The sequence below is a fragment of the Paraburkholderia sp. PREW-6R genome, from assembly GCF_039621805.1.
Taxonomy (GTDB): Bacteria; Pseudomonadota; Gammaproteobacteria; order Burkholderiales; family Burkholderiaceae; genus Paraburkholderia.
In genome coordinates this window covers 151,283-164,314 of the sequence record NZ_CP155075.1, presented here as the reverse complement: position 1 = coordinate 164,314, position 13,032 = coordinate 151,283, and the positions used below count along the sequence as shown (strand labels likewise).

Below are 13,032 nucleotides of genomic sequence, written 5' to 3'. Positions count from 1 at the left end.
GCGGCGCGTCAGGAGCCGCGGAACACCGGCTTGCGCTTGCCGTGGAACGCTTCGACGCCCTCGCGGAAATCGTCCGACGCACGCAGCCGGCTGTAGCAGTGCCCTTCCAGTTCGATCGCGATCGACAGCGGCGCGTCTTCCGAATCGTTCAACAACTTTTTCGCGGTGCGTTGAGCGAGCGGCGAGAATGCGCGCAACTCATCGACCAGCGCATCGGTGGCCGATTCCAGTTCCGCGTCGGCCACGCAATCCACCGCGATGCCCCACTCGTACGCCTGCTTGCCGGGAATGCGGCGTGAGCGCATCACGATGTCCTTGGTCCGGCCAATGCCGACCATTGCCTGCAATCGCGCCGAGCCGCCCGAGCCGGGAATCTGGCCGAGCTTCTGCTCCGGCAGCGCATAGAACGTGGTGTCGGTGACGATGCGGAAGTCACACGCGAGCGACAATTCAAAACCCACGCCGAAGCAGAAACCGCGGTTGGCCGCAATCACCGGCTTCGAGCAACGCGCGGGCGCCGCGATATTCCATGCAAGCTTCGACACGCGTTCCGGCGACGCTTCGAGAAAGCCCTTGATGTCGCCGCCGCTCGAAAAGTGCTCGCCCTTCGCGCGCACGACGATCACGCGAACACGGTCGTCGTCGTCGAGCGCTTCGAAAACGGTGCGCAACTGGTCGCGCGCGTGCATTGAAATCACGTTGAACGGCGGGCGATGGAGAATGATGTCCGCGCGTTCGCGTGCGGCATCGACTTCGACGGAAAAGCCGTCCAGGTTTTGCAGCAATGCGTCGGCGCGATGAGCGAGTTCGGTCATAACGGTTTACTCCTTGGTGGTTTCGGTGGACTGCGCGGCGGCCGATGGCGTAGCCGGCGCGGTCTGTTCCTGCGGATCGGGCGCGTACTCGCCCGCGGATAACTTGCGGCGCAAAATCTTGCCGACCGGCGACTTCGGGATGTCGTCGACGAACACGTAATCGCGCGGGCGCTTGAAGTTGACGAGATCGGACTCGCGGCACCACGTGTCGAGCATGCCCGCGTCCACATATTCGCGGCGCTTGATGAACGCGACCACGCGCTGGCCCCAGCGCTCATCCTTGACGCCCGCCACCGCCACTTCGTCGACGGCGGGATGCAGGGACAGCACCGACTCGATATCCACCGGCGAGATGTTCTCTCCGCCGCTGATGATCATGTCGTCGATGCGGCCAGTCACGAAGAGATCGCCTTCGCTATCCAGATAGCCAGTGTCGCCGGTGAAGTACCAGCCGTCGCGCAACGACTTCGCGTTCGCGTCCGGGCGGTTCCAGTAGCCTTCGAACGCTTCGTCGCCGAGCAGATCGACAATGATCTGCCCTTCTTCGCCGGCGGCGACGATGTCATCGGGCGACTGTGCGTCGAGCGCGACCACGCGCAGCCGGGTATTGATGCCTGCGCGGCCCGCGCTGCCGGGTTTGCGCGGCGCGTCCTGGTCGATGCTGAACGTGTAGACCTCGGACGAGCCATAGTGATTGACGAACAGTTCCGGCTCGAACGCGGCCGAGAGGCGCTTGAGCAACCCGTCGTTCATCGACGCACCGGCGAAGCCGAGCTTTCTGACCGACGACGTGTCCGTGCTGGCAAACGCGCTTTCCGCGATCAGATCGTGATACAGCGTCGGCACCAGATACAGGCAGGTCAGCGCATGCTTCGAAATGCATTCGAGCGCGAGCTTCGCGTTCCAGCGCCGCACACAGACGAACAGGCCGTCGACCAGCGCCATGGCGAGCAGCGAGCGCACGCCCATCGTGTGATAAAGCGGCATGACGCCGAGTGTGCGTTCGCCGCGCCGGTACAGGTTCTGCGCGACATGCGCGAGCGCGCCTGCGCGTTCATGCCGATGCCGGCGCGGCACGCCTTTGCCTTTTCCGGTGGTGCCCGACGTATAGAGGATCAGCGAAATGTCCTCCGCGCTCGCGTGCGTCGTCACTTTGGCCTGGCCGCTTTCGCCGCTCTCGTGCTCAACGTTGCTGCCGCCGCAAGGCGCGAGCAGCGCGGCGAAATCGATCGTGCGGCCGGGCGCGTCGTCGAGTCCGATGCGCGGCACCTTCTGCGCTGCGGGGCTTTGCATCACTGCGTCGGCGGACACGGGCTCGTAGACGATTGCCCTGGCAGCCGCATCGCTTACGCAGTAGTCGAGCTCTTCCGTCTTCGCGCGCCAGTTCAGCGGCACGATCACGATGCCCGCGAATTGGCCGGCCCAATGCAGCGTGGCCATCTCCCACCGGTTCTGCAGGACCACGAGCAGCCGGTCGCCGCGCTGCAAGCCCTGCTCGCGCAGGTTAGCGGCAACATCCAGGATCACGCGATGCCATTGCGCGTACGTCAGTTGCTGCTCGCCATCGACGAGCGCGAGCGCATTCGGGCTGCGTTCGACGCTCTGCAAAAAGGTACGCCCGAGATCAAGCATGCTCGACCTCCTTCCCAGCGGCAGCGTTTCGGCGCCGTGCCGCGACGTCCAGCACCGCCGCCACGATCGGCGTATAGCCCGTACAGCGGCAGATGTGGCCCGACAGCATCTCGCGCACCTGTTCTTCGCTCGGGTCCGGCATGCGTTGCAGAAAGTCCGCGCACGACATCAGGATGCCCGCCGTGCAGAAACCGCACTGCAGCGCATGATGACGCTGAAAAGCCTGCTGCAGATCGCCGAGCGTCTGCGCGGGCGCGAGGCCTTCTACCGTTTCGACGCGCCGCCCGTCCGCCTGCACCGCAAGCATCAGACACGAGCGCGCCGCCACACCGCCGACGTGCACCGTGCACGCACCGCACACGCCGTGTTCGCAGCCCACGTGCGTGCCGGTCGCGCCAAGTTCATGCCGGAGGAAATCCGACAGCAGTTCGCGCGGCTCGCAATAGCCGCTTCGTTCGCGGCCGTTGAGCGTCAGCGTGATGCGCTGCGCTTCGCCGTGCCGCATGAGAGTGTCCGACATCTTGCTCACTTCGCCTCCTCGATCACGCGCCATCCGAGTTGCCGGACCAGATTCCGGCGATACTTTGCGCTGATGTACGCGTCGTCCTGCGCATTCAATTTCCAGCTGAGATCGTTCAGTGCACCGCGCAGGTCGTCGCCGGTCAACGCCGGCCACGTTTCCGTCACCGGCCGGTCCGCCACGCCGCCTACCGCGATCCGGATCGAATCGTCGCGGACCACCGCCGCGCAGGCGACGATCGCGAAGTCGCCGTGGCGCGCGGAGAACTCGCTGAACCCATAGCGCTCGCCCGGCTTTCGCAGCGGAAAGCGCACCGCTTCCACCAGTTCGTCGGGTTCGCGGGCGGTCATCAGCATTCCCTGAAAGAAGTCTTGCGCGGCTAACGTGCGGTGCTTTTTCTTTGAGCGCAGCATCACGTCGCCGCCAAGCGCGCTCAACACGAGCGGCAATTCCGCGCTCGGGTCCGCATGGGCGATCGAGCCGCACACGGTTCCGCGATTACGGATCTGAAAATGCGAGATGTGCGGAAAGGCCAGCGCCAGCAAAGGCACTTCGTCGTGCAAACTTGCACGCCATTCGACGCTGCCTTGCGTCGCCGCCGCGCCGACGACGAAATGCCCTGCCCTCGTATCGACTCGCACACTGTCCAGTTCGGCAGTGCGCGAAATATCGATCAATACCTTCGGCTGCGCGAGCCGCATGTTGAGCACGGCCATCAACGACTGGCCGCCCGCCAGCACGCGCGCGTCTTCTCCGTATTGCGCGAGCGCGTCGAGCGCGCCCTGCGCGGTGCCTGCCCGTAAATAATCGAATGCCGCGGGCTTCATGCCTGCCTCCTGAAACGCGCGAAAAAGCGGGCGAGCCACGATCCACGCGGCTGCGCCGGCTTGCCCGCCGCCTGCCGTCCGAGCGATTCGAACAATTGCCTGAGCACGACCTTGGCCGCGCCTTCGAGCATTCGTCCGCCGACCGCCGCAACCTTGCCCGACACCTGGGCTTCGTAGTCGTAAGTGAGCCGCGTGCCGTTCGCTTGCGGCGTGAGTTCGACGAGACCGCTGCCGCGCGCGCTGCCAAGCGGCGAGATGCCCGCGCCCGCAAGACGCAGACGATGCGGCGCATCGATTTCCGACAAGCCGATGCGCGCTTCGAACCGCGCCTTGATCATGCCGACGCCCACTGTCACGTCGGCGCGATACTGATTGGGCGCGGTCTCATCCAGCGCATGACAGCCGGGAATCACATTCGCGAGCGCCTTCGGATCGAGCAGCACCGCGAATACCGCCTCGGGCGTCGCGGGCAGATCGACACGGCCTTGCGCGGTCAGCGCGCGGCCGCCGCCGGCCACGGCCGGCTTCTTCACCGGGGCCTCGCGATACTCGGGACGCGACGGTTCCGGATCGTCGATGCCGATCATCTCCAGCACCTTCGGCGGCGTGAGCGGCAGCCGGATATCCTCGACGCCGAGTGCATCGGCCACCGCGTTCGCGATGCACGGCGGCGTGCTCATGTTGTTGCCTTCGCCCAAGCCCTTCGCGCCGAGCGGCGTGAAGGGCGACGGCGTTTCGAGATGCACGATCACGGGATCGGGCACTTCGCAGGTGGTCGGCATCAGATAGTCGGCGAGCGTGCCGGACTGGAAACTGCCGTCCGCGCCGTAGCGGAACTCTTCCATCAGCGCGGCGCCGAGGCCCTGCGCAAACGCGCCGCGAATCTGGCCGTCCGCGAGCGCCGGATTGAGAAGGGTGCCGGCATCGTGCACGGTGACGTAGCGGTCGATTCGCACGCGCCCCGTCGCGCGATCCACTTCGACGCCGCACATGTCGAACGCGAAACCATACGCCGCCGATGTGTTGATGCGATCCTGGTCGTCCGGTGCATCCGTGTTCGGCGGCGACCAGAACACGGTCTCTCGCAGACCCGGCTCCTCGCCGTCCGGCAGCAGCGCGGGCGCCCAATGCGGCGCATTGCTCGCGGCGCGCGCAAAGGGCAACGCGCGCTCGGGTGCGCCAGCGCGGAAAATGCGCGCGCCTTCGAAGCGCACGTCGCCGGGCGCACAGCCGAAATCCTTCGCGAGCACGCGTGCGAGCTTGTCACGCACGCGCGTGGCGGCCAGATGCACCGTGCCGGCCACCGCGCCCGCAAAGCGGCTCGAATAGTTGCCCGACGCGACGGACCATGCGTCCTTGTGCGTATCGAATTCGACGTTGACGACGATGTCCTTGGGGTCCAGTCCAAGCACGTCCGCGACGACCTGCGCGCAGACGGTCATGTGACCCTGGCCTGCGGGCGTCGAGGCGATGGTGACGACCACGCCGCCCAGCAGATCGACGCTGACGGTTGCACTGGCGATCGCGCCACTTTTCGGGCCGGCCTTCCTGCGGGCCTCCGCCGGCATCACCGTGGTGATGTAGCCCATGTTCGAGATCGACGGTTCGACGATTGCCGCAAAGCCGATTCCGTACAGACGCCCTTCCTTGCGCGCAGCGTCGCGGCGCGCGGCCAGTTCGCGGTAGCCGCCGTCATCGAGCGAGCGGCGCAGCGCTTCCTGGTAGTTGCCGGAGTCGAGCAGCGCACCCGCCGCCGCGCGATACGGAAACGCGTCGGCGGGCACGAAGTTGCGCCGATACACGTCGAGCACATCGAGCTTCAATTCGATCGCGATGCGCTGTATCAACCGCTCCAGCGCGAAATACACCTGCGGGCCGCCAAACCCGCGCACGAGGCCGGTCGGCGTCTTGTTGGTCAGCACGACGCGGTTACGCACCAGCAGATTGGGAATCGCATACGCCCCGGTGAGACAGCCGTGCATCCGGTAGAACGTCGCAGGCTCGGGCGCGCGCACGTAGCCGCCCACGTCCTCGAGCTGATCGTAGGACAGCGCGACGATCCGTCCATCATCTTCGACGGCCGCTTCGAGCGTCGACAGACGCGCAGTCGCCGAGGTCGCGGCGCTCAGATGTTCGAGCCGGTCTTCGACCCACTTGACGGGCGCCCCGGCCTTGCGCGCCGCAAGACACATCAGCACGACGTACGGGAAGACTGCCTGCTTCACGCCGAAGCTACCGCCGGAATCGCGCGGCGCCTTGTGACGCAACCGGTTCGCGGGCACGTTCAGCGCCATCGCCATCACCGCGTGCAGGGAGAACGGGCCCATGAAGTTCGACGTGACGTCGTACCCTTCGTCGCCGGACAGATATTCCGCGATCACCACGCCGCATTCGATCGGCGCGCACGTGTTGCGCGGATAATGCGCCACCAGTTTCACGCGATGCGGCGCGTGTTCGAAGGCCGCTTCAGGCTCGCCGTAACGAAAATGCCGGTCGCTGATGACATTCGTACCCACGCGCTCGTGCAGCACGGGCGCGTCGCTTTGCACCGACTGTTCGATCGAGGTCACCGGATCGAGCATCGCGTATTCGACCTTGATGAGATCGAGTGCGTCCTCGGCGAGCGCGCGCGACTCGGCCATCACGACCGCCACCGGTTCGCCGACGTAACGTACGCGGTCCATCGCCAGCGCCCACTGTTCCATCGGCGACTTCACGCCCACCACGAACGGACGCGACCACGCGCGCAGATCATCGCGTGTCAACACGGCGCGCACGCCCGCGAGGCCCTCGGCCGCCGCTGCATCGATGGAAACAAGCTCGGCGTGTGCGTGCGGCGAACGCAACACGGCCGCGTGCAACGTGCCCGGCTTCACCGCGAGGTCGTCGCCGTAGCGGCCACGGCCGGTGAGGATTGCCGGATCTTCCAGACGCTCCATCGGACGGCCGACGTGGCGCTGGGGCGCCGGGGCCGGTCCTGCCTCATTGGCGTGAGGCTCGGCCTTGCGAGCGTTCGGTTCGGCGAACGCCGTCTCACGCTGGTTCATTGCGTCGTTCCTCCCGTTTCGTCGCGGCGCTCAAAGGCATCGGCCAGTCCGCTCCAGCGGTGTGCAATCTCGCCGTGCTCGATTCCGAACAGATCGAGAATGCGCCCGACCGTGTGATCGACCACGTCGTCGATGCTCTGCGGGCGCGCATAAAAAGCCGGCACCGGCGGCATCACGATCGCGCCCATTTCGGTGGCGAGGGTCATGTTGCGCAGATGGGCGAGATTGAGCGGCGTCTCCCGTGCGACCAGCACGAGGCGGCGGCGCTCCTTGAGCATGACGTCGGCGGCGCGCGTCAGCAGGTTGTCCGCGAAACCGTTTGCGACGCTCGCGAGCGTTTTCATCGAGCACGGCGCGATGACCATGCCCTCGGTCAGGAATGAACCGCTTGCCAGCGTCGCGCCGATGTCGCGCACGTTGTGTACGACGTCGGCCAGCGCGTCCATGTCGCCGCGTGCAAGGCCGAGTTCCTGCGCCGCCGTCAGCGCGCCCGACGGCGACACCACCAGGTGCGTCTCGTACGTGCCCAGCCGCCGCAGCGCGGCGAGCAGACGCACGCCGATCACCGCGCCGCTCGCGCCCGACATGCCGACGACAATGCGCTTTTTGCTATCAGTCATGATTGCGTGTCAGGTAGGCGTCGAATGCGCTGTTATCCGCGGCGACGAGCGCGTCGAGATCGACCACGTCCTGACCGGGAATCCGGACCCGCGTGAACACGTGTGCCGGATAGACGACCGGACGCGTCGCGTCGAGGCCCATCTTCGCGCTCTGGCCTTGCAGGTACGCGGGCGCGTCGTCGGGCTGACCGACGGTGGTCGACGGATCGAGCGGCGAGCCCTGGGCGCCCGCGATCACGACGAGATCGCGGTCGGCCTGGAAGCGCGTCGCGATCGCCCACTCGATTTCGGCGGGATCGTGCACATTGACGTCGGTATCCACGACGACCACCTGCTTGATGTCGTAATGCGCGCCGAACGCGCACAGGATGACGTTTTTCGCTTCGCCTTCACGCTGCTTGTCGAACTGCACCCACAAGTGATACCGGCACACGCCGCCCACCGACAGGTGCACGTCCTTCACGGCCGGATGACTGCGCTGCAAATGGGCAAGCAGGGTCGCTTCGCGAGGGATTGCACCGAGCAGCAAATGCTCCATCTCGGCGGGCACGATCGTATGGAAAATCGGGTCACGCCGATGCGTGAGCGCGGTCACTTCGATGACTTCGCGCGCTTCCCGTGCGCTGTAGTACTTAGGGAACTCGCCGAACGGACCTTCCGGCTCGCGCACGTTCGGCAGGATGCGTCCTTCGATCACGATCTCCGCGAACGCGGGCACGTGCACGCCGTTCGTCACACACCGCACGACCGGCAACGGCGCGCCGTGCAACGCGCCGGCAATTTCCAGTTCATCGCGATCGATCGCCGTGATTGCCTGCGACGCGAGCATCGTCAACGGATCGACGCCGATTACGATAGCCAGGTCGAGCGCGTCGCCGGCGGCTTCCGCTTCGCGCTGGAAAGCATACAGATGGCGCGGCAGCAGCAGAATCGCCATGCGGTCCGGGCCGTGCACCTGGATGCGGTTGATCGAGACGTTCTGCACGCCCGTGCGCGGATTGCGTGCAATCACGAGACCCGCGGTGATGTACGGACCGTTGTCGTGCTCGCTATGCGTGGGAATGGGCAGCAATGCGTGAAGGTCGATGCCGCTGGTTCGCACCACTTGCTGACACGGCGCGCTATCGCGTTCGACGAGTTTCGATGCAAGCGGTGCCGCTGCGGCGGCCGAAAAACGTGCAAGCAAAGAAGACTCTTCGACGCCCATCGCTTCTGCGATCCACGCGCGCTTCGAGAGAAAGCCGCTGACAACCGGCATCGCATGGCCGCCCGGTTGCGTGAAGAAGCTCGCCTTGCTGCCGTCGAGCCGCTTCGCGATGGCGGCCAGTTCGTGTTCGAGCGCAACAGGTTGGTCGATCGTCGCGACCCGGCCAGTTCGGGCCAGATGCGCGAGCCAGTCGCGCAGTGACCGCACGCCGGTGCTGGCGTGATCCGAATCGTGTTTCAACGAATGCATGCCGACTGCTGCGGCTTCGCGTGTGTTCATCAGCGTCTCCATCTGTGCGCGCCTGTCAAGCAAAGCGCATGAACGAAGACTAATGGGATCGCCCCATAACGGCTAATACTGTTTTTTGATGCGATGAATCATCGCTTCTTATATCGGTATTAGCCCGGATGACACGCTCCTTACAAACGCGTATCAATGAGCCGCTGTGACGGCCTTGCAGGGTTGGAGGCTGATGCGGCCACCAAAGAACGGCGCCTGTTCGCGAACTGATGAGCGCGCCAAACCGTATTAGCATTGCTGATGCCATCAGGGAAGCATGGATCTCAAGCAAATTCAGTATTTCATCGCGTTGTTCGAGGACGGATCGGTCACACGCGCCGCCAAGCGGCTCAACATCGTGCAGCCGGCGCTCAGCATGCAGATTGCGAAACTCGAAGACGAACTGCATCAGCAGCTGTTCGAGCGCGGCGCGCACGGCATGGCGCCGACCGCCGCCGGCCGTCTGATGTACCGGCTGTTTCTGCCGATCATGCGTGACCTTGCGCATGCGCGGCAGCAACTCGTGCAACGCGACGAAGTGGTGACCGGGCATGTGGGCATCGGGCTTATCGCATCGGTGACGGAAAGCGTGCTCGCGGACTCGCTGTCGCGCTATCATGCGCGCTACCCCGAGGTTGAAGTGACCGTCGCCGACGGCTATAGCGCAACCTTCATCGACTGGGTTGCGGGCGGGCAGCTCGAGGCCGCCATCATCAACAAGCCGCGCGCCCGTCTGTCGCTCGATGCGCGCCCGTTGCTCGATGAGGAGATGGTGCTGACCACCAGCGCCGTGCATGGGCCCGATCTGCCGCACGCGATTGAATTCGGGCAACTGTCCGAACTCGAACTCGTTTTGCCGACCAAGCGTCATGGTCTGCGCGGCGTGCTCGACAGCGCCGCCCAGCACGAGGATTTACTACTCGCGCCGCGTTTCGAGATCGACGTGTTGTCTACTATTCTCAAGCTCGTCGAGCACACGCGCTTTGCGACGATCCTGCCGCGCATCGTCGTCGAGCGGGCGGCGCGGCACGGCACGTTGCGCGCGCGTCCTATCCTGGCGCCGCGCATCGTGCGACATATTCTCTGCGTCAGTCATCCCCGCCGCCCATTGAGCGCGGCGGCCGAAGCGCTGATCGAGATCATCGGCGACGAGCTGCACCGGGCGTCGACCATCACGGGTGACGAGCCGCCACACGACACGAAAGATCGCTGAATACGAACGCGACACATCGGATGGCCCGCAAGCGGAGCGGCTCCTACGGCGACAGCATAGTTCTAGACGAGAAGCTCGTTGCGCACCTGATGCCGAAGCGACGACTTGGGGAGCCAATAGATCAGAATGGTTGCCGGCATGCTTGGGCGACGCGATCGTTGGCTCACTGGCAAGATCCCAACATCGCGGGAATGCGCGCAGGCTGTCACCGTGTCGCCGCAGCGCGATGCCCTAACACGCAAGGAGGCCCCCTCTCCTGCGAAGCCGCAGTTGATTGGTAAGGACTACGGGTTGCGGCTTGACCGTTAGTTGCGATTTTCCAAGGATTCAAAAACCGCGGCGCGGAATGGCTCAAGCGAACAGGGCCGCACTCAGGCATTCTTTAGCCGATTGAGCGATGCCGAAGCCACACCAAGCAGAGCGAGGATAAGCGTGGCAAGCTGAACCAGAACGGTTCGTATTCGAGCGGGCCTGGCGCCAGCGGCTTCCACCGCACCATGTGCCGACCTGGCCCTGGCGCCCAGGCTCACGGTCTGAACAAATGGCACGACCTTCTATCTGTAAGGGCTTGCAAATGGAATCCATGATCGCACCACCCGTTCGGGTCGACGCATTTGCCAAAGTCACCGGCTCCGCGCAGTTTGCCGCGGACTTCGTGTTCCCAGGCCTCGCGTACGCATCGGTGGTAACGAGCCACATCGCCCGCGGACGCATCGTGCGCTTCGAACTGACATGCGCTCGTGCCGTCGATGGCGTACTCGGCGTCTTTACGCATGCTGACCTTGGAAACGCGATCGCCCACGTGCCGCACCTGATGGCGGGCGGTTACGCGAACAGTTCGGCGCTGCCGCTCGGATCGGCTGAAATCCATTACGCCGGTCAAATCGTCGCGCTGGTCGTCGCGCAAACCCAGCAGGCCGCAGACGAAGCCGCTGCACGGATCGAAATCGACTACGAGGTCGACGAGGCCGCACTGGATCTCGACGATCCTCGCGCGTTGACCGAACCGCTCGCCGCCGCGCACGAAGGCTACAAGGACGTCTGCACAGGTGATGCGCCCGCGGCCTACGCCAGCGCGGCCGTGCGGATCGACGCGACGTACCGTACGCCGATCCAGCATCACAATCCGATAGAGCTTTTTTCGACGACCTGCGTCTGGGACGGCCCGCATCTGACCGTCTACGATACGAGCCGCTATCTCGGCGCCGTCAAACACGGCCTCGCCCGGCAGCTCGACATGGACGCTCGTGATGTGCGAGTCGTTTGCCCGTTCATCGGCGGCCATTTCGGGTCCAAGCTGGCGCTCGCGCAATACACTGCGCCAATCGCCTGGGCTGCACGGCGGCTGGGGCGCCCGGTACGTTTCGTGGCCACGCGCGCGCAGTGTTTTTCGCTTGCCAATCATCGTGCAATGAGCCGGCACCGGATTCGCCTCGGGGCGACGCGCGAAGGCCGGATCACGTCGCTTTTACACGATGCCGAAGCGTCGACCTCCCGCTTCGACAGCTTTGCGATGGAAGGCACCGACGTCACTGCAAGCCTCTACGGCATTGCGAATGTGCAGGCATCGGAGCGCCTCGTTCGCATCGATTCGAACACTCCGGGTCCGATGCGCGCGCCGCCCGAGGTGCCTTACCTGTTCGCGCTTGAGAGTGCGATAGATGAACTTGCGACCAAACTCGCCATGGACCCGATCGAGTTGCGGCGGCTGAACGACACGAGCGTGGATTACCTCACGGGCAGGCCATTCGTACCACGCAGTCTGATGCCGTGCTTCGACGCGGGGGCGATTGCGTTCGACTGGGCACGCCGGCGCGCGGCCCCTACGAGGGTCGGTGATTGGCTCGTCGGACTCGGCTGCGCAAGCGCTGCGCGACCCGCCAAGGTGGGCCCTGCCGTGGTGCGAGTCGTGCTGTCGGCAAACGGCCGGGTGCGTGTCGACACATCGCATCACGAAATCGGCAACGGCCTTTATACGATCCTGGCCATGACAGCAGCTGCCGCGCTGGCGGTTCCAATCGAACGGATCGACGTTCGGCTCGGCGACACCGCATTGCCGCCGGCTGGCATCTCGGGCGGCTCGTCGACGACAGGCAGTCTCGTGCCAGCGCTGGATCGCGCTTGCGCCATGCTGCTACGGAAGATGGGCGAGATCGGCGGCGCGGGCATACACATCGAAGACAGCGGCGGGGTCGGACAATGGATGGCACGCGCCGGAATCGATGAACTGGCGGCAACGGCCGAGTCCGGCGCACCCGAGGCACTCGACAGGCTGCGCCACGGCAAGCTCGCGCTGTCGACAATCGACGACTCGCCGCGCTGGGTCTTTGGCGCACAGTTCGCCGAAGTACAGGTTCACGCCGTCACGCGGGAGATCCGCGTCTTACGACTGCTTGGCGCGTTTGCGGGGGGCAGGATCGTCAACCGCACAACGGCGCTCAACCAGTTGCGCGGCGGCATGACGTGGGGTCTGGGCTCCGCGTTGCTGGAAGAGACGGTGACTGATCGCGCTTCCGGCCGCTATCTGAACGACAACCTGGAGGAATATCTGCTCCCTGTCGCTGCGGACGTACCGCAAGTTGACGCACTATTCGTCGCCATGCCGGAGGATGACGCTCTGCCGCTCATGGGTCTCGGCGAAATCGGCGTGATTGGCGTCAATGCGGCGATTGCCAATGCCATCCGGCATGCAACGGAAATGCGAGTACGGCAGACACCGATCCGCGTGGATGCGCTGTGGGAAGAGAACGAGAACGACGCAGCGCCGTCGTCGACATCTTCGCCAGGCTCGCCGGTGAGGGACTCGGGATTTATTGGGTTCTTGTAGAGCGGACCCGCGTCAGGCGTTTTAGCCGGTGGATTCTGCTCCGGG

At 65.0% G+C, this 13,032-nt stretch carries 9 protein-coding genes; 2 read left to right on the top strand and 7 right to left on the bottom strand.

What is annotated here, in order from left to right; genetic code table 11:
• Window positions 1-8: 8 nt before the first annotated feature.
• From AAGS40_RS25380 to AAGS40_RS25350, 7 genes are read right to left on the bottom strand one after another with little or no spacing between them, the layout of a single operon-like run.
• Entirely contained in the window at window positions 9-815 is an 807-nt protein-coding gene (locus AAGS40_RS25380) for an enoyl-CoA hydratase-related protein (protein ID WP_345817212.1), read from the bottom strand.
• Between the two features lie 6 nt (window positions 816-821).
• A complete protein-coding gene (locus AAGS40_RS25375; RefSeq protein ID WP_345817211.1) occupies window positions 822-2,447 on the bottom strand; it encodes an AMP-binding protein in 1,626 nt (541 codons plus the stop codon).
• Window positions 2,440-2,976, bottom strand: a complete 537-nt coding sequence (locus AAGS40_RS25370) for a (2Fe-2S)-binding protein (protein ID WP_345817210.1) — start codon at window positions 2,974-2,976, stop codon at window positions 2,440-2,442. The genes AAGS40_RS25375 and AAGS40_RS25370 overlap by 8 nt, the downstream gene beginning before the upstream one ends.
• Window positions 2,973-3,794 (bottom strand): FAD binding domain-containing protein, encoded by an 822-nt coding sequence (locus AAGS40_RS25365; RefSeq protein ID WP_345817209.1) that lies wholly within the window; start codon window positions 3,792-3,794, stop codon window positions 2,973-2,975. The genes AAGS40_RS25370 and AAGS40_RS25365 overlap by 4 nt, the downstream gene beginning before the upstream one ends.
• Window positions 3,791-6,841, bottom strand: a complete 3,051-nt coding sequence (locus AAGS40_RS25360; RefSeq protein WP_345817208.1) for a molybdopterin cofactor-binding domain-containing protein — start codon at window positions 6,839-6,841, stop codon at window positions 3,791-3,793. The genes AAGS40_RS25365 and AAGS40_RS25360 overlap by 4 nt, the downstream gene beginning before the upstream one ends.
• Window positions 6,838-7,461 carry a UbiX family flavin prenyltransferase gene (locus tag AAGS40_RS25355; RefSeq protein ID WP_345817207.1) on the bottom strand — a complete coding sequence of 208 codons (624 nt, stop codon included), beginning with the start codon at window positions 7,459-7,461 and terminating at the stop codon, window positions 6,838-6,840. Before AAGS40_RS25355 ends, AAGS40_RS25360 begins: the two co-directional genes overlap by 4 nt.
• Entirely contained in the window at window positions 7,454-8,917 is a 1,464-nt protein-coding gene (locus AAGS40_RS25350; RefSeq protein ID WP_345817590.1) for a UbiD family decarboxylase, read from the bottom strand. The genes AAGS40_RS25355 and AAGS40_RS25350 overlap by 8 nt, the downstream gene beginning before the upstream one ends.
• Window positions 8,918-9,224: 307 nt before the next feature.
• On the opposite strand from AAGS40_RS25350, the gene AAGS40_RS25345 reads away from it, so the two are divergent.
• Window positions 9,225-10,160, top strand: a complete 936-nt coding sequence (locus tag AAGS40_RS25345; RefSeq protein ID WP_345817206.1) for a LysR family transcriptional regulator — start codon at window positions 9,225-9,227, stop codon at window positions 10,158-10,160.
• A 583-nt stretch (window positions 10,161-10,743) separates the two neighbouring features.
• The gene (locus AAGS40_RS25340) at window positions 10,744-12,987 is read left to right on the top strand and encodes a xanthine dehydrogenase family protein molybdopterin-binding subunit (RefSeq protein WP_345817205.1); all 2,244 of its coding nucleotides are present in this window, start codon (window positions 10,744-10,746) and stop codon (window positions 12,985-12,987) included.
• The last annotated feature ends 45 nt before the right edge of the window (window positions 12,988-13,032 follow it).